This is a genomic window from Pseudomonas rhizoryzae (genome assembly GCF_005250615.1).
Classification (GTDB): Bacteria; Pseudomonadota; Gammaproteobacteria; order Pseudomonadales; family Pseudomonadaceae; genus Chryseomonas; species Chryseomonas rhizoryzae.
On sequence record NZ_SULM01000002.1, the window covers coordinates 41,259 to 58,232 of the forward strand.

At 67.0% G+C, this 16,974-nt stretch carries 12 protein-coding genes; all 12 read right to left on the reverse strand.

What is annotated here, in order from left to right; genetic code table 11:
- Positions 1-29: 29 nt before the first annotated feature.
- The 12 genes from FAZ11_RS02675 to glnE all read right to left on the reverse strand — a co-directional run bounded on the left by FAZ11_RS02675 (position 30) and on the right by glnE (position 16,769).
- Positions 30-989, reverse strand: coding sequence for a glycosyltransferase family protein (locus FAZ11_RS02675; RefSeq protein WP_058774228.1), 960 nt, complete (start codon positions 987-989; stop codon positions 30-32).
- Positions 986-2,119, reverse strand: a complete 1,134-nt coding sequence (locus tag FAZ11_RS02680) for a glycosyltransferase (protein WP_058774229.1) — start codon at positions 2,117-2,119, stop codon at positions 986-988. The genes FAZ11_RS02675 and FAZ11_RS02680 overlap by 4 nt, the downstream gene beginning before the upstream one ends.
- Positions 2,116-3,858 carry a carbamoyltransferase family protein gene (locus FAZ11_RS02685; protein WP_058765271.1) on the reverse strand — a complete coding sequence of 581 codons (1,743 nt, stop codon included), beginning with the start codon at positions 3,856-3,858 and terminating at the stop codon, positions 2,116-2,118. The genes FAZ11_RS02680 and FAZ11_RS02685 overlap by 4 nt, the downstream gene beginning before the upstream one ends.
- A gap of 220 nt (positions 3,859-4,078) precedes the next feature.
- Positions 4,079-6,481: a membrane-bound PQQ-dependent dehydrogenase, glucose/quinate/shikimate family gene (locus FAZ11_RS02690; RefSeq protein ID WP_058782740.1), complete on the reverse strand. Its 2,403-nt coding sequence runs from the start codon at positions 6,479-6,481 to the stop codon at positions 4,079-4,081.
- 209 nt (positions 6,482-6,690) lie between these two features.
- A complete protein-coding gene (locus tag FAZ11_RS02695; RefSeq protein ID WP_058773364.1) occupies positions 6,691-8,112 on the reverse strand; it encodes a lipopolysaccharide kinase InaA family protein in 1,422 nt (473 codons plus the stop codon).
- Positions 8,109-8,864 (reverse strand): lipopolysaccharide kinase InaA family protein, encoded by a 756-nt coding sequence (locus FAZ11_RS02700; RefSeq protein ID WP_058773363.1) that lies wholly within the window; start codon positions 8,862-8,864, stop codon positions 8,109-8,111. Before FAZ11_RS02700 ends, FAZ11_RS02695 begins: the two co-directional genes overlap by 4 nt.
- Positions 8,861-9,592: a lipopolysaccharide kinase InaA family protein gene (locus FAZ11_RS02705; RefSeq protein WP_058773362.1), complete on the reverse strand. Its 732-nt coding sequence runs from the start codon at positions 9,590-9,592 to the stop codon at positions 8,861-8,863. Before FAZ11_RS02705 ends, FAZ11_RS02700 begins: the two co-directional genes overlap by 4 nt.
- The gene (gene rfaP / locus FAZ11_RS02710) at positions 9,592-10,398 is read right to left on the reverse strand and encodes a lipopolysaccharide core heptose(I) kinase RfaP (RefSeq protein ID WP_058773361.1); all 807 of its coding nucleotides are present in this window, start codon (positions 10,396-10,398) and stop codon (positions 9,592-9,594) included. Before rfaP ends, FAZ11_RS02705 begins: the two co-directional genes overlap by 1 nt.
- Positions 10,395-11,513 (reverse strand): glycosyltransferase family 4 protein, encoded by a 1,119-nt coding sequence (locus FAZ11_RS02715; RefSeq protein WP_058773360.1) that lies wholly within the window; start codon positions 11,511-11,513, stop codon positions 10,395-10,397. Before FAZ11_RS02715 ends, rfaP begins: the two co-directional genes overlap by 4 nt.
- Positions 11,510-12,517 carry a lipopolysaccharide heptosyltransferase I gene (waaC, locus tag FAZ11_RS02720; RefSeq protein ID WP_058773359.1) on the reverse strand — a complete coding sequence of 336 codons (1,008 nt, stop codon included), beginning with the start codon at positions 12,515-12,517 and terminating at the stop codon, positions 11,510-11,512. Before waaC ends, FAZ11_RS02715 begins: the two co-directional genes overlap by 4 nt.
- On the reverse strand, positions 12,518-13,552 hold the full coding sequence (waaF, locus tag FAZ11_RS02725) for a lipopolysaccharide heptosyltransferase II (protein ID WP_058763517.1): 1,035 nt from the start codon (positions 13,550-13,552) through the stop codon (positions 12,518-12,520).
- 256 nt (positions 13,553-13,808) lie between these two features.
- A complete protein-coding gene (gene glnE, locus FAZ11_RS02730; protein WP_058773358.1) occupies positions 13,809-16,769 on the reverse strand; it encodes a bifunctional [glutamate--ammonia ligase]-adenylyl-L-tyrosine phosphorylase/[glutamate--ammonia-ligase] adenylyltransferase in 2,961 nt (986 codons plus the stop codon).
- Positions 16,770-16,974 lie beyond the last annotated feature (205 nt).

The following is a 16,974-nucleotide window of genomic DNA, read 5'->3' on the forward strand; positions in this document are numbered from 1 at the left end:
GAGTCGAAAGCTTGGCCTTGCGTACCGCATCAGCGTCCCAGCCTGGCCAGCAGGCGTTGCAGGAACCCCGGTGCGACCGCTGGCCGCAGCGCTGGGGTTATAGCCGAAACCACGCGTTCCCCCAAGTGGCCGAAGGCGAAAGAGTGACGCGCCAGAGCCTCTCCGGCCCGGGCGATGGCTGAGGCGTGCGCGGGATCCGCGCGCAGTGCGGCAAGTTTTTCCCGCAATTCGTCCAGCGAGCGATAGAGCACCACGTTGACGCCGTCTTCGAACCCCAGCGCGCGGTTCTCTTCCTCGCCCTGGTCGTAGGTGAAGAGCACGCAGCCGCAGGCCATGGCCTCGAAATTCTTGATCATGTATTCGCCCATGCCGACATCGGCACCGACGAAGAAGCGGATGCGATTGAGGGTCTGCAGGTATTCGTCACCCGAGCGGGTCTTGGTGATCAGCAGCGGCTCGACCTTGGCCAGGTCTTCCAGCAGTTGCTTGCGCCCGCTGTAGGCCACGCTGCCCAGACTGCCGACGAAGCCCAGTTCGATGTCGCGCGCAAGGCCCAGGTCACGCAGGCGGCTGTCGTCGTAGCCCTTGGGCACGAAGACGGCATCCACCCCCTCCTCCTGTAGCCGCCGCGCCACGCCGGCTCCCGAGACCAGCACCCGGACATGGGGGATGGCCTGGTAGTAGCGGCTGAATTTGCCGGTGTACTTGCAGGGGATGAAGTTCTGGTAGGCGTCGTGTTCCAGCTCGACCAGATTGGGCAAGGTTCGAATGAAAGAAATCTGCTTGAGCTGCTTCTTGAAGCGGAGAAACAGCAGGATGCGGTCGTATTGCTCGGGTTGGGGTACGGCGCGGCGGAAATAGCCGCGCAGATCGGCCTGCTCTTCGTCGCTCAGCCAGCGCAGGTCGCAGTCGCAATGGGCTGCGATGCTGGCATAGAAGTGGTCCAGCAGGATGCGTTGTTCCTTCTGGACCAGGAACAGGACTTTCACGGCGCCGGGGCCTTGAAGGCGGCGACCATGGGCAGCCGCCAGAAGTCGCGGCGCACGGCCTCGTCGGAGAAGCGTTCGGCCAGGCGTTCGCGCATGTGCTGGACGCAGGCGCGTCTCTGGCTCGGTGCCAGGCGGCCGAGATGCTGCAGGCCCTGGCCGAGGGCTTCGGCATCGCCCAGCGGAAAGAGAAAGCCCACCCCCTCGACGATCTCCCGGGCGCCGCCACAGGCAGTGGCGATCAGCGGCACGCCAGCGGCCATGGCTTCCAGCAGGACCATGCCGAAGGGCTCGTGGTCGGAACTCAGGGCGAAGACGTCGAAGGCCTTGAAGTAGCGCCGGGCGCCTTCCACCTGACCGAGGAACAGTACCTTGTCGGCGATGTTCAGCTCGCGGGCCAGGTCCTTGAGGTCGTCTTCCAGGCGGCCCTTGCCGAGGATGGCCAAGAGGGCATTGTTCGGCAGGGTCGGTAAGGCGGCGGCGAAGCCACGCAGCAGGGTGGCCTGGTCCTTGTCCGGGTGCAGGCGGCCGACGTTGCCGACGATCCAGGCGTCCTGGGGCAGCTTGAGCTCGGCGCGGGCCTGATCGGCCGGCAGCAACTCGCGCTCCACCGTCTCGACGTCCAGGCGATTGTGGAGGGTCTCGATGCGTTCGGCCGGCCAGTCCTTGAGCCGCTGGCGGATCTCGTCGCGCACCGCGTCGGAAACGGCCAGCAGGCTCAGGCGCTTGCTCATCAGCTTGGCGAACAGCCGCCGACCGAGCCGGTCGTAGTCGCCAAAGGCATGGTGGACGCCGATCACCGGCAAATTGGTGGCCAGGCAGGCGATCCAGATCGGCTTGAAGCGATGGGCGATGACGAAGCGGATGCCCCGCGAGCGGACGATCTCGCGCAGCGCCTGGATGGCGCCGAGCTTGAGGCCGCGCACGTCCCGCGAGGAGTACTCGAGGAACAGCACCTCGTCGCTGCCACAGCCGGCCGCCACCTCGCTATCGGCGGCGCCGGTGAGGAACACCGTGGTGACGCGATAGCCGCTGCCCGCGAAGAGGCTGGCGGTCTGGCGGGCGCAGTCGAGGAAGGGACCGTCGTAGCCGTGACAGAACTGCAGCACCCGCGGTTCGGCGGAACGCGTCATAGGCCGGCGCCCTCCTTGACCACCAGGATGTCTTCCATGATCAGGTACTGCAGGTCCGAGCCGTAGAACATGTTCAGGGCATCGGTGGGCGAGCAGACCATGGGTTCGCCACGACGGTTGAGCGAGGTGTTGAGCGAGACGCCGTTGCCGGTGAGCTTTTCCAGCTCCAGCATCAGGTCGTACCAGCGCGGATTGTGGCGGCGCTCCAGAACCTGGGCACGGGAGGTGCCGTCTTCGTGGACCACTTCGGGCACCCGGCTCTTCCACTCCTCGTTGACCTCGAAGGTAAAGGTCATGAAGGGCGAGGGATGATCGACCTTGAGCATCTGCGGGGCCACGGTGTCGAGCATCGACGGGCAGAACGGCCGCCAGCGCTCGCGGAATTTGATCTGGGCGTTGATGCGGTCGGCAACGCCCGGCACGCTGGGGCAGCCGATGATGGAGCGGCCGCCGAGGGCGCGCGGACCGAATTCCAAACGACCCTGGAACCAGGCCACCGGATTGCCGGCCACCATGATCTCGGCGATGCGCCGGGGCATCTCGTCGATCTTCTGCCATTTCGGGGCGTTGGGATGGCGGGCGCAGGCGGCGATGACGTCTTCGTTGCTGTAGCCGGGGCCGAGATAGACGTGTTCCATCTTTTCCACCGGCACGCCGCGGGCATGGGAGACGTAGGCCGCCGCACCCACGGCGGTACCGGCGTCGCCCGAGGCGGGCTGGACGAACAGCTCCTTGACCTCGGGACGAGCGATGATCTTCTGGTTGAGCTTGACGTTGAGCGCGCAACCACCGGCGAAGGCGAGCTTGCCGGTCTGCTTGATGATGTCGCCCAGGTAGTAGTCCATCATCTCCAGCGCCAGCTTCTCGAACAGGGCCTGCATGCTGGCGGCGTAGTGGATGTAGGGATCGTCGGCGATGTCGCCTTCGCGCTTGGGCCCCAGCCACTCGATGAGCTTGGGCGAGAAGTAGTAGCCCTTGCCCTTTTCCTTGTAGCGGCGGAAGCCGATGACGTTGGCGTAGTCGGTATTGATGATCAACTCGCCGTTCTCGAATTTCGCCAGGCGCGAGAAATCGTACTTGCTGGCATCGCCATAGGGCGCCATGCCCATGACCTTGAATTCGCCGTCGAGCATCTCGAAGCCGAGGAATTCGGTGAGGGCCCCATAGAGGCCGCCCAGGGAGTCCGGATCGTAGAACTCCTTGATCTTGTGGATCTTGCCGTTCTCGCCGTAGCCGAAGAAGGTGGTGGCGTACTCGCCCTTGCCATCGATGCCGAGGATGGCGGTCTTCTCGCTGAAACCCGAGCAATGATAGGCACTGGAGGCGTGGGCCAGGTGGTGCTCGACGGCCTCGAGCTTGACCTTCTTCAGGTCGAAGCCGAGCTGAACCAGGCACCATTCGATGCGCTTCTTGTAGCGGTGGTAGCGGCGATTGCCGAACAGGATGGCGTCCAGCGCGCGATCCGGGGCGTAGGCGTAGCGCTTGGCGTAGTGCCAGCGGGCCTCGCCGAACAGGCTGATGGGCGCATAGGGAATGGCCACCACGTCGACGTCGGCGGGGGTGATCCCGGCCTGCTCCAGGCAGAACTTGGCCGACTCGTAGGGCATGCGGTTCTTGGCATGCTTGTCGCGCACGAAGCGTTCTTCTTCCACCGCGGCGATCAGCTTGCCGTCGATGTAGAGCGCGGCGGAGGGATCGTGGCTGAGGGCGCCGGACAGGCCAAGGACGGTGAGGGACACAGGTAAAGCCTCTGTACAGGGCGTAACCAGGGGTTCGCCGGGGTTTCGCGAGGCCGCTGCAGGCCCGCCTCGCCTCAAAAACGGCGAATTATAGCCGTTCGCCGCCAGCGGGGTAATCGCGCCACGGCACATTGTGGCCAAACCGCTGCCCGCACCGGGCCGAAAACGACGAAGCCCGCCGGATCGCTCCGGCGGGCTTCGCGGGGTTAGCGCCTGGAAATCAGCGCTTGTCGGGCAGGGCGTAGGCGATCACGTAGTCGCCCCGATCCGGCGACTGGCGGGCGCCACCAGCGCTGATGACCACGTACTGCTTGCCGGTCTTGGGCGAGACGTAGGTGATGGGCGTGCCCTGGCTGCCCACCGGCAGACGTGCGCGCCAGACCTCGCGGCCGGTGCCGCTGTCGTAGGCGCGCAGGTAGTAGTCCTGGGTGCCGGCGAAGAACAGCAGCCCGGACTGGGTAGCCAGGGAACCACCCAGGGTGGGCATGCCGATGGGAATCGGCAGGTGCATCTTGATGCCCAGCGGCCCGGTGTCCTGCACGGTACCCACAGGCACCTGCCAGGCGACCTTGCGGGTCTTGAGGTCGATGGCGGTCAGGGTGCCGTAGGGCGGCGCCTGGCAGGGAATGCCCAGCGGCGAGAGGAAGCGGTTACGCAGCGAGCCGTAGGGGGTACCGGTCTGGGAGGCCGCGCCCATCTCGACGCCGCCGGCCTTGTCGTTCTCCATCTGGGCGCGCGGGATCAGCCGCGTCCACAGGCCCAGGCGCATGTCGTTGACGAACAGGTAACCGGTGGTGGGATCGATGGAGTTGCTGCCCCAGTTCATGCCTCCCAGCGAACCGGGCCATTGCAGGGAAACATCGGTGGACGGCGCGGTGAACAGGCCGTCGTAGCGCATCTTCTTGAACTGGATACGGCAGACCAACTGGTCGAAGGGCGTGGCACCCCACATGGAGGACTCGGTCAGGGTCTCGGTACCGATCGACGGCATGCCGACGGATACCGGCTGGGTCGCGGCATGGCGCTCGCCGTCCACGGCGGGAGTCGGCGCCTTGACCGGCTGATCGCGGACCTCGGCGATGGGCTTGCCGGTCTCCCGGTTGAGCAGGAAGATCTGGCCGGCCTTGGTGGTCTGGATCAGCCCCGGCAGGGTACCGCCCTGCCCGTCCGGCACGTCCACCAGGGTCGGCTGCGACGGCAGGTCGTAGTCCCAGAGGTCATGGTGCACGGTCTGGTAAACCCAGCGCTCCTGGCCGGTCTTGGCATCCAGGGCGACTACCGCGGAGTTGTACTTGTCGTCATCCGGGGTACGCTCGCCGCCCCAGGCATCAGGGGTGGTATTGCCCGTCGGCAGGTAGATCAGCCCCAGCTTGGGGTCGTAGGCCATCGAAGTCCAGACGTTGGGCGTGGCGCGATGGTACTCGTTGCCCGGCTGCAGCGGCGTCGACGGCGACGCCTCGCCCAGGTCCCAGAACCAGACGCGCTTGCCGGTGTGGACATCGTAGGCGCGGATGACGCCGCTCGGCTCGTTGACCGCGATGTTGTCGGCCACGCGACCGCCGACCACGATCAGGTCACCCGCCACCAGGGGTGCGGCGGTCAGGGTATAGAAGCCAGGCTTGACCTCGCCCATGCCGGCCTTGAGGTCGACCATGCCATTGTCGCCGAAATCGGCGCAGGGCTTGCCGGTGTCGGCATCCAGGGCGAACAGGCGGGCGTCGATGGTGGTGGTGATGATGCGCCGCTGGCAGACCGCCGCCGGCTGGGCCGGGGAGGTAGTGGCGACAGCGCTGGCCTGGGCCGCGGGCGCATCCTCGTAATAGGCTACGCCGCGGCACCGCTGCCAGTTGGGTGCGGTGGCCTTGGGATCGAAGGACCAGCGCTTGGCGCCGGTATCGGCGTCCACGGCGAACACCAGGTTGTGCGGACTGCACAGGTAGAGGGTGTTACCGACCTGCAGCGGGGTTTCCTGGTCTTCGGCGCCGAAGCCGTTGCTCTGGGGCACGTCGCCGGTGCGGAAGGTCCAGGCCACCTGGAGCTGGCCGACGTTGGCCTTGGTGATCTGGTCCAGGGCGGCGAAACGGGTCCCGGCGGTGGTATTGCCCCAACTACGCCAGTCTTTCTGGGCGGTTTCGGGGGTGACCGGGGTCACGGTGGGGGTGGTGGTAGCGGCCACCAGCGGCTGGGGCTTGAACATCCAGGCGAAACTCGCCGCACAGGCCACCGCCAGCAGACCGGCCAGCAGGTAGCCACCCTTGCCGGCGACGCCGCCACGGGCGCGTACCAGCGCCGGATAGGCCAGGGCCACCACTGCGCCGATCACGGCGAACATCATCAACCGCGAGACCAGCGGCCAGAACACCAGGCCGACATCGGCCAGCGCCCAGACCAGGGTCGCCAACAGGAACAGGCCGTAGAGCCAGGCCCCGGCCGGCCGGCGGGCGGCGATCAGGCCACCGGCGATCAGCAGCAGCAGGCCACCCAGGACGAAATACAGACTGCCACCAAGGGTGGCGAGGTAGATCCCGCCGCCGCCCAGGGCCAGGCCCAGGAGGGCGATCAACACGCCCAGGGCAGATACCAGGAATTTGCAGGCGCCTGAGGCGCCCCCGTTACCACTCATCGTCGTCTCCTTAAAAAATCATGCACGCCAGAAGCCCGCCACTGGCGGGTCCGTTCTTGGATCTCGTTATAGGTGCCGGGCGTATCGCGCAGACCAACCGCCCTGGCGGGGGCCCCTCAGGCTGCGGCATTCTGCCACAAAGGTAGCCAGCTAATTAACCAACCAGTACATTTCCGAGCGAAACGGGTCGGTTATCGAACGACCGGCGCTCAGGCCGGTGGTAGACGGCTATCGAGCAACTGATACAGGGCGCTACCAACCGGCCAGTTACGCAGCAGCCGGGCGCGATCACGGGCGTAGGCGCGGGCATAGGCCTGGTCGCTGGTATGCGCCTGCAGGGCATCGAGGTCGATCACCTGCCAACGGTCGTCGTGCCAGATCAGATTGGTCCCCTTGAAGTCGCCATGCCCGAGTCGCTCACGACGCAGGGCGTCGACCAGGCCCAGCAGGGCGTCCAGTTCGGCCGCGGGCGGGGCGGAATCGACATAGGGCGCGAAGCGCTCCAGCAGATTGGGACCCGCGAGGTAAGGCGTCACCAGATAGGCACGGCCGCGCAGGCCGAGAAAACGTCGCTCGCGCACGGCCAGGGGTTCGGGCGTGGGGATGCCGAGGAATAGCAGCCGATGCCCCTCGCGCCAGCTGTGCCAGGCCCGGCTCGGCCGCCAGAAGCGCGTCAGCCAGTGGCCGAAGCCCTTGATGTTGTATCTCTTGAGCACCAGGTCCTGGCCTTGCCACTGCAGCCTGGCCACGGTGGCGGCGCCGCCGTCCTTGAAGGTCGGCAATCCGGCCAGGGCGGCGTCCGGTTCGGCGATCAGGCCTTCCAGGATAGCCAGCCAGCGGCGGCGGATGGCGATCAGGCCGAAGGCGCTACGGGTGACGGCGAACAGGGTGCACTCCCGGCCGCTCTTCTTCAGGTAATCCGCCAGCCGCCAGCGGCGGATCTCGGCGGTACGGGCCAGCAACGCATCGAGGCGCAGCGCGTGCTCGGCATTGACCAGTAGGTAGTGGATCAGCAGCTCTTCCAGGTGCTCGTCCAGGGTGGCCGGCAACTGGGCGAAGAACACGGCCAGGTTCTCCTGCACTCGCGACTGGGACAGTGGCTGGCCGACCGTCTCGGCCTGGATGTCCGCGGCATCGATCACCAGGACGTTACCGTCCTTGACCAGCAGATTGTCCAGGTGCAGATCGGCCTGCCAGAGGCCCTGGGCATGTAGCCGCGCCAGGGTAGCCAGCGCCGCGCCGAGCAGCTCGTTCTGCGCCGGCGACAGCGGTGGCTGTGCGGCGATGTCCTGCCAGAGCTGGTCGACGCTGGGCGCCGCCTCGATGAAGTCGAACAGTAGCCAGGCGCCCTGCCCGCTCGCCTCGCCACTCTCCAACAACGCGGGCGTGGGCGCCGCGGCTGCCGCCAGCAGACGACAGCCCTCGCGCTCGCGGGCGAATTGCCTGGCGGCGCGGTCGCCCACCAGCAACTTGGCCAATATCCGGCGGCCCTGCCAGAGCGCTTCGCCGACATAGCGCTGACCGGGCAACACCCGCAGCAACGAGCACAGCTCCAGCTCGCCGCCGGGTAGTTCGATCTTGAGCGGCAGCGCCGGGGCGCGGCCGGCCTTGGCGAGTTGTTCCAGGGTCATGCCTTGCGCTCCTTGTGTCGGCGCCGTCCGGCCAGCCGCAGACTCCAGTCACGTACCGCGGCGCTATCCAGGGGTTGTTGCAGATAGCTGGCCAGTAACCGGGCGACATCCTGTTCGCTCCACTGCGGCGCGCGGCGCAGCAGGGGTTCGAGATCGCGCAGGCGATCACGCCGGCCGAACAGCAACGGCCGGGTCTTTTCCAGATCGATCAGCCGCGCGACCAGGCCTTCGCCCTGGCGCTGCAGGAAGAGGTGCTTGGGATAGAAGCAGCCGTGCACCTGGCCGGCGTCGTGCAGCTGCCTGGCCAGTTTACCGACGGCGACCAGCACCGCCTCACGTTCGTCTGGCGACAGGTGCGACCAAACGCGCAACCAGCTGTCGAGATCGCGCCAATCATCCAGGGCGCGGGTGAGCAAAATGGCGCGCCAGCCCTGGTCGTCACGGCGCTCGCCATAAAAAGCCAGCTCCAGCGCCGGGATACCCAGCTCTGCATAGCGGCGGATATTACGACTTTCGCGGGCGAAGGTCGGCTCGCCCAGGGGCCGGGCCAGGGTACGGGTCAAGTAGTCGCGCTGGCGCTTGAGGTAGTAGCCCTGACCGGCCAGATCCAAGCGAAACACCTGGCTGAAGCCACCGCGGCCCTGGTTGGGTTCGTCCACCGCGGTCAGCTCCAGCGCCCACAGCGCCTCGAAGTCATCCAGGCCCTGGCTGGCCAATACGGCCCTGTCCGCGACTGCCCACCAATCGTTCATTCCCGCCCCTTGAAGTAGTCCAGCACCTCGCGGATGCGCCCCTTGTCATTGTCGCTGAGCCGCGGGCGACCGCGGTATTGCAGATAGAACCTGAGACGCTGGGTGCGCGAGAGCTGGTACTTGGCCACCTTGTCCAGGCAGGCCAGGTCCTTGACGATGCGCCAGCGCAGCCAGTGGCCGACCCAGAAGGCGCCGCCCGGGCAATCGATGAAATAGAGCACGCCCTGGCCATCCACCAGCAGGTTGCGCCACTTGAGATCGTTGTGGACGAAATGGTGGTCGTGCAGGGTACGGGTCGCCGCGGCCAGCTGGCGACTGACGTTGTCCACCCAGCGCCGGTCGCGCAGCCGCGGGTCGCCGCGCCGCGCCAGCTCGGCGAGATCCAGGGTGTCGGGAATCTCCCGGGTGATCATGGCGCCCCGGCTGAAGCCACGTGGCGAGCGCTCCATCCCCCAGGCCACCACCGGCGCGGTGGCTATGCCCCACTTGGCGAAGCGCTTGAGATTCTGCCACTCGGCCTTGACCCGCGGCCGCCCCACATAACGCCGCAGCCCCTTGCCGGCACCGTGGTAGCGCTTGACGTAGTAGCGGATGCCGTCGCGCTCGACGCGGATCACTTCCGACAGCGGATCGCTGGTCAGGCGCTCGCCGGTGAGGGCGAACACCGCCTCCAAGGTGGCGAACTCGGGCAGGTGGGCGACGCTGGAGTCGAGGCGCCAGTCAGCCATCAGAGCCGATCCCCGTAGCGCTCCTTGCGCTCCAGCAGCGCGGCGGCCTTGCGTTCGAGACGCGCCAGCAGCGGGGCCTCGTCGCGTAGGATCTCGCGCAGCGGACGCTGGAAATAAACGCGCAGGAAACGCAGGAAGTCCCGCCGCGTCAGGCCGATGCCCAGAGCGGAGAAATACAGTCCGGCCAGGTCCTTGTCGCGCCAGCGCCGGGGTATCTGCGTCCGGCACTGGGCGCGGTGCAGGTCGATCAACCACAGCCGCAGGTTGGCCACCGTGACCGGCTGGGCGGTGTCGAGCAGGAAGTGGCAGATATAGCAGTCGCGATGGTTGACGCCAGCGCGGTGCATGGTACCGGTCATGCGCGCCACCTCGGCGATCAAGGCGCGCTTGAGCGCCGGCTCCGGCGGCTGGCGACTCCAGTCGAGGCTGAAATCCTCGAGGCTGACGGTGGGCGCCAGTTCCTCGGTGATGATGAAGGAATGCTGGGCCGCCGGATTGGCACCGCGCTCGCCGAAGGCCACGGCGGTCATGGTCGGCACGCCTACCTGGTGCAGGCGCGCGATGGCCTGCCACTCCTGGCGCGCACCCAGCACCGGTTGCTTGAATTGCAGCAGGTTCTTGGCGATCTCGCCCCAGCCGATGCCACGGTGGATCTTGACGAAATAGCCGCGCCCGGCCACCTCGGTGCGCAGGGTCCGGCGTCCGTCCAGCTCGCGGAACACCTGGCCCTGCAAGGCCTCCACGGCGACGAAGGGGTCCTGGCCGGCCCAGAGACTGGCGAAGGGTTCGCGCAATTCCAGGGTCATGCCACCCCCAGGATGACGTCGGCGGCGCGCTCGGGCAGCGAATAGAGATCGGCGCTGTCGGCGAAGGCCAGGCCGTTGCGCCCCTGCACCGCGCGGCGCTCGGGATCGGTCAACAGCTCGGCGAGCATCCGATCCAGGGTCTCCTGGGCGAAGGGCGACGGCACCACTTCGCCGGCGCGGGCCTCGTCGATGTAGTGGGCATAGCCGCAGACGTCGGTAACCAGTACCGGCAGCCCGGCGACCAGCGCCTCCAAGAGCACGGTGCCGGTGTTCTCGTTATAGGCTGGGTGGATCAGCAGGTCGGCGCCGAGCAGGAAGCGCGGGATGTCGCTACGCCCCTTGAGGATCTGCACCCGGTCGCCTACCCCCAGCGCCTTGGCCTGGAGGATGAAGGGCTTGGGATCGTCCTGGCCGATGGCGAACAGCCGGGTGCGCCGGCGCAATTCCTTGGGCAGGGATGCCAGTGCCCGTAGGCTGCGATCCAGCCCCTTGGTCTTGAAGCCGGAGCCGATCTGTACCAGCAGCAGCTCGCCTTCTTCCAGGCCGAATTCGCGGCGGAAGTCGGCGCGAATCTCGGCGGCATTGGCCGGCGCCCGACGATCGGCGGCGATGCCCGGCGGCAAGAGATGGAAACGCGGCGCGGGCGTGCCGTAGTGCTTGACGAACAGCGGCTGCTGCACCTCGGAGATCATCAGGATCTCGGTGCGCGACTCAGGGGCGAACACCGCCCGCTCGTATTCGGCGAAATGGCGATAGCGCCCCCACTGGCGATACAGCGGATTGCGCAGGGTCTGGGCCTTGTCCTCGAAGCAGGGATCGGCGGCGTAGTAGACGTCCAGCCCCGGCATCTTGTTGAAGCCGATGACCCTATCCACCGGATCGCGGGCCAGATCGGCCTGCAGCCAGGCGTGGAATTTCTCGTTGCGTCGGTGATTGAACAGGGCGCTGACCCTGGCCACCCGCACATCGAAGCCCTCGGGTACCGGACCTTCCCAGATCAGGGTGTAGACGCGGATGGCGTGGCCGCGGCGCTGGCATTCCTGGGCGATGCGCAGGAAGTCCCGCTGCAGGCCGCCAAAGGGAAAGTACTTGTAGAGCACGAAAGCCAGGGTCATGCGGGGAGGTCTTCCAACAGCAGGGTTTCCAATTCCAGTTCGACCCGCTCCGGGGTCAGGGCGGCGAGGCTCGCGGCCGGCTGGTCGCGCGGCTCGTCGGTGCCATCCAGGCCCACGGCGCTCAGGTGCACCTGGGAGCGGCCATAGGCGCCGACCTTCTTCGGACTGGTCGGACCGTAGAGGGACACGGTGGGGACATCCAGCGCGGCGGCCAGATGACCGAGGCCGGTGTCCACCGCCACGCAGGCGCGGGCACCGGCCAGCACCTTGGCCACTCCAGCCAGATTCAACCGCGGCAGCACCTGGACGCCATCCAGGCCATCGGCGATGCGTTCGGCACGGGCGTGCTCCGCTTCGTTGCCCCACAGCAGCCGTACCGGCCAATCCAACTGGCTCATGCGCTCGGCCAGTTCGCGCCAATGCGCCTCGGGCCAATGCTTGCTGACCCAGGTAGTGCCGTGCAGGAAGACCACATAGGGCGTCTCGTTGGGTCCGGCCAGGCGGTGCCGGTCCAGACCATAGTCACCCACCGCGGTCGGCAACGGGTAGTCCAGCGCCTGGGCGAACAGTTGACGCAACCGCTCCAGGGCATGCTGCCCCTTAGCCACGTGATAGCGCTCGTCATAGAAACGACTGGCCAGCGGCTCGCGCGCCGAATGGCGGTCGAGACCGGCCACCGGCGCATCCACATAGCGGGTCAGCCAGGCACTCTTGAGCAGACCCTGGGCATCGATCACCCGGTCGTAGGCCTGCTCGCGCACCCGGTTCTTGAATTCGCCCCACTCGCCGCTGGCCCAGGCGGAAAAGGGTTGCTTGCGCCAGCGGCGCAGGGCCACCGGGATCACCTGGCCCACCGCCGGGTGCCAGGCGGGAATCTCGGCGAAGCCCTCCTCCACCACCCAGTCGAAACAGATGCCGGGGATGGCCCGGGCCGCATCGGTCAGCGCCGGCAGGGTATGGATGACATCGCCCAGGGACGAGGTCTTGATCAGCAGCACGCGCATCTAGCCCACCTCGACCGGATCGGCGACCAAGCGGCCGAGGGCGTCCTGCACCTGACTCGGCTGCAGCAGGCGCAGGCAATCGTAATGGCCGAAGCGGCAGGTGCGGTCGAAGCAGGGACTGCACTCCAGGCCCAGGCGCACCACCTCCACCTGGCTGGCCAGTGGCGGCGTGAAGTCCGGCGAGGTGGAGCCGTAGACCGCTACCAGCGGGCGGTCCAGGGCGGCGGCCACGTGCATCAGGCCCGAGTCGTTGCTGACCACCGCGCTGGCGCAGGACAGCAGATCGATGGCCTCGGCCAGGGAGGTGCGCCCGGCGAGGTTATAGACATCGTCTTCCAGGCCAGGGGTGACCCACTCGCGGATCTCCTCGCCACCGGGAGCGTCCTTTTGCGAGCCGAACAGCCACACCTGCCAGCCCTGGCGCAGCCGGGCATCGGCCACGGCGGCGTAGTGTTCGGCTGGCCAGCGCTTGGCCTCGCCGAATTCGGCGCCCGGGCAGAGCGCCAGCACCGGCCGGTCCAGGCTCAGACCGAAGCGCTCCAGGGCGGCGTCGCGGCTGGCCGGATCGATGGCCAGTCGCGGCTCGGGATAGGGTTTGGGCAAGGCGGTACCCGGGGCATAGGCCAGCGCCATGAAGCGCTCGATCATCAACGGATAACGGGCCTTGTCCAGGGTGCGGATGTCGTTGAGCAGCCCGAATCTCATTTCGCCGCGCCAACCGGTGCGCTTGGGGATACCGGCGAAATAAGGCACCAGCGCCGACTTCAGCGAATTGGGCAGCAGGATCGCCTGGTCATAGCGGCCGCGCAGCTGCTGGCCGATACGCCGGCGCGTGGCCAGCTCGAAGGCGCCATGGCCGAGCGGAAAGCTCAAGGCCTCGCGCACCTCGGGCATGCGCTCGAGCAACGGGCGACTCCACTCGGGCGCGAGGACGTCGATCTGGCAGTCGGGGTGCTGGCGCTTGAGGCAGACGAAGAGGGTCTGCGCCATCACCATGTCGCCGACCCAACTGGGTCCGATGATCAGAATATTCATGTTGGCAGGCGGTCGGCACCTAGCGGGTGACCGACTCCAGCCACATCAGGCCCTGCCTGATCGAAAGGTCCCGCTCGGACATCGACATCTTGACTCTCCTTACTAATAGCGGCCTAAGAGCCTGTTCAAAGGCTGCTGCGCGTCGGCCAAACTGCGTTGAAAAGGGCTTCGGAATGCTCATTTACCACTCGTAAACTCCGCTTCCTCAGCCCTTTTCGCCTTGTCTGTCTCTAGCTCGCGAGACTTTGAACAGGCTCTAAAGAGTAGCCGGATTGCCAGACGGTGCGTCCAACCCCAGGCCGTGCCAGATGCGGCGCACTTCGTCGCGCTCGGCGAGAAAGCCATCGGCCGGCACCTTGCCCGGCTGTTTCTGCAAGACCAGGCGGTGCATCGCGGCGCGGTAGACCTTGTAGGCTTCGCGCAGGGCGATGGCGTCCGTGGCCGGTAACAGACCGACCGCTTCGAGGGATTCCAGGATGCGGATATTGTCGGGAAAACGCAGCAATTCGGGGTGCTGCCACGACCAGGCCAGAACGGCGTATTGGACCATAAATTCGATATCGACGATACCGCCGGCATCCTGCTTGAGGTCGAACAGCAGCTCCGGCCGGCGCGCGTTCGGCCCCAGGCCACCGGCGGTGACCGCGGTACCGAGGTTATCGAGCATCTTGTCGCGCATGCTGGCCACCTCGGCCCGCAGCGTCGCCAGCTCCCGCTGCCGCCCCAGGATCCGCGCCCGCACGGCGTCGAAGCGCTCGCCCAGCCGCGGGCAACCCGCCACTACCCGCGCCCGCACCAGGGCCTGGTGCTCCCAGGTCCAGGCCTCGCTGCCCTGGTAGCGCTCGAAGGCCTCCAACGAGCTGACCAGCAGCCCCGCCGCGCCGGACGGCCGCAGGCGCATGTCCACCTCATAGAGAGTACCCACCGGAGTGGTGGTGGTGAGCAGATGGATGATGCGTTGGCCAAGTCTATTGAAGAACTGGGCGCCATCCAGGGGCTTGGCGCCATCGGTCTCGGCCAGGGGATCGGCATCGTGGATGAACACCAGGTCGAGGTCCGAGCCATGGCCCAGTTCGATACCACCGACCTTGCCGTAGCCGACGATGATGAAGTCCGGCTGGCAGGGCGAGCCATCGCGGCGCTGGGGGGTGCCGTGGCGCTGCACCAGTTGGCGCCAGGCCAGGCCGAACACCTCGGCGAGGATCACCTCGGCCAGCCAGGTAAGGTAGTCGCTCACCTTCATCAAGGGCAGGCTGCCGACGATCTCCGCCGCCGCCACCCGCAGGCTATGGGCGCGCTTGAAGTGGCGCAGCACGTCCATCTGCTGCTCCAGGTCTTCTTCGGGCAGGCGCATCAGCCGCTCGCGCAACTCGGCGGCCAGCTCCGGCTTCTGCGGCGGATTGTAGAGCCGGCCTTCGTTGAGCAACTCATCGAGCAGCGCCGGATAGCGGGCGATCTGCTCGGCTACCCAGGCGCTGGCGCCGCAGAGTTCCAACAGCCGCGCCAACGCTGGCGGATTCTCGCTGAGCAGGACCAGATAGGCGGAGCGCCGCGCCACCGCCTCCACCAGCGGCAAAACCCGCTCCAGCGCCCGGTCGGGCTGCTCGTCGACGCTCACCGCATCCAGCAGGCGCGGCATGAAGGCATCCAGCCGTTCGCGACCGGCGCGCTGCATGGCCCGCACCTGGCCACTGGCGCGCAACTGCGCCAGCAACTCCAGCGCCTGCTCCGGTGCCTGGAAACCGGCCTTGCGCAAACGCGCCAGGCTTTCCTCGGGGTCGAGCAGGTCTTCCCAGAGCGGCAGCCAGCTATCTTCCAGTTCCGCGCTCTGGGCTTCCTCCTCGGGATCGGCGATGGTCTGCTGGAAGTGCCAATCGACGCGCGTACGCCAGCCGTCGAGCGCCGCATAGAATTCGTCCCAATCGGCGTAGCCCATCAGGAAAGCCACTCGCGCCCGGTTCTGGGGGTCCACCGGCAGGGTCTGGGTCTGCTGATCGGCGATGGCCTGCAAGGCATGCTCGACATAACGCAGGAAACCATAGCCTTCGCGCAACTCAGCTTCGGCCGACGCCGGTAGATAGCCGCGCTCGCGCAAGCTGGTCAGCACCTTGAGCAGCGGTCGCTGCTGCAGCACCGGATCACGCCCGCCATGGATCAGCTGATAGGCCTGGGCGATGAACTCCACCTCACGGATACCCCCCGCGCCCAGCTTGACGTTATCGGTCATGCCGCGCCGCCGTACCTCCTGCCGGATCAGCTGCTTCATGCTGCGCAAGGCTTCGATGGCGGAGAAATCCAGGTAGCGCCGATAGACGAAGGGCCGCAACAGGGTCAGCAATTCGGCGCCGCCGGCCTGGTCACCACCGACCACCCGCGCCTTGATCATGGCGTAGCGCTCCCAGTCGCGCCCCTGGTCCTGGTAATAGAGCTCCATGGCCGCGAAGCTCAGCACCAGGGCACCGGCGCTGCCATAGGGGCGCAGACGCATGTCGACGCGGAAGACGAAGCCGTCCACGGTGACGGCGTCCAGCGCCTTGATCAGCCGCTGGCCGAGCCGGGTGAAGAATTCCTGGTTGTCCTGTTCGCGCCGCGCCCCGCGCGTCTCGCCCGCCTCGCCATAGGCGAAGATCAGGTCGATGTCGGACGACAGATTGAGTTCGCCCGCCCCCAGCTTGCCCATGCCCAGCACCACCAGTTGCTGCGGCTCGCCACTGTATTTCCCGGTCGGCACGCCGAACTGGGCGCACTGCTGGGCGTACAGCCAGGCGCAGGCCTGGTCGATGCAGGCATCGGCCAGGTCGCTGAGGTCGCGGCAGGTTTCCACCAGGTCGGCCTGGCGAGTCAGGTCGCGCCAGACGATGCGCACCTGCTGCAGCATGCGGAAGCGCCGCAAGCGCCGTCCCAACTCGGCTTCGTCCGGGCAGTCCGCCAGCACCTCGCGCAGCCGCTGCGCCAGCTCGCCCGGCGCCAGCGCCTGGTGCAGGACACCGCTGTCGACCAGTGCCAGGCAGGGCTCGGGCAGGCGACAGAATTGCTCGACGACGAAATCACTGAGCGCAGCCACCCGCCGCCATTCCGCACGCAACGGCGCGGACCACTGCGCATGCCGAGCGGCGGCGGTCGACTCGCCGGCCAGCGCTTCGCCCAGGCGGCGTTCGGCGAGGTCGGCACAGGCGACGAGAGTAGGAGGCAGATCGGGACGAAGAGGCGGTATCATGGGCAGCCCTGCGCAAAGACAGTCGAACTTCACCACCCCTGCTACGCCGCCGATTCCAGAGACATTCCGACGGACCACCCGGTCCGAGCGGGAACCGTTTTCCTGTCCGCGGTTCGGAGTTCGCGAGCCCTGGAGTAGAGCGTTCGACAAACGTCGAATTGTTTTTTATCCATTTCAGCTCGGAGCTGAAACGGAATTGAATTTG

Coding starts and splice junctions, on each gene's coding strand:
- FAZ11_RS02705 (WP_058773362.1), bottom strand. CDS start 9,592: ATGGCTGACTGGCGCCTCGACTCCAGCGTCGCCCACCTGCCCGAGTTC.
- FAZ11_RS02690 (WP_058782740.1), bottom strand. CDS start 6,481: ATGAGTGGTAACGGGGGCGCCTCAGGCGCCTGCAAATTCCTGGTATCT.
- glnE (WP_058773358.1), bottom strand. CDS start 16,769: ATGATACCGCCTCTTCGTCCCGATCTGCCTCCTACTCTCGTCGCCTGT.
- FAZ11_RS02680 (WP_058774229.1), bottom strand. CDS start 2,119: ATGACGCGTTCCGCCGAACCGCGGGTGCTGCAGTTCTGTCACGGCTAC.
- FAZ11_RS02700 (WP_058773363.1), bottom strand. CDS start 8,864: ATGAACGATTGGTGGGCAGTCGCGGACAGGGCCGTATTGGCCAGCCAG.
- FAZ11_RS02695 (WP_058773364.1), bottom strand. CDS start 8,112: ATGACCCTGGAACAACTCGCCAAGGCCGGCCGCGCCCCGGCGCTGCCG.
- waaC (WP_058773359.1), bottom strand. CDS start 12,517: ATGCGCGTGCTGCTGATCAAGACCTCGTCCCTGGGCGATGTCATCCAT.
- waaF (WP_058763517.1), bottom strand. CDS start 13,552: ATGAATATTCTGATCATCGGACCCAGTTGGGTCGGCGACATGGTGATG.
- rfaP (WP_058773361.1), bottom strand. CDS start 10,398: ATGACCCTGGAATTGCGCGAACCCTTCGCCAGTCTCTGGGCCGGCCAG.
- FAZ11_RS02715 (WP_058773360.1), bottom strand. CDS start 11,513: ATGACCCTGGCTTTCGTGCTCTACAAGTACTTTCCCTTTGGCGGCCTG.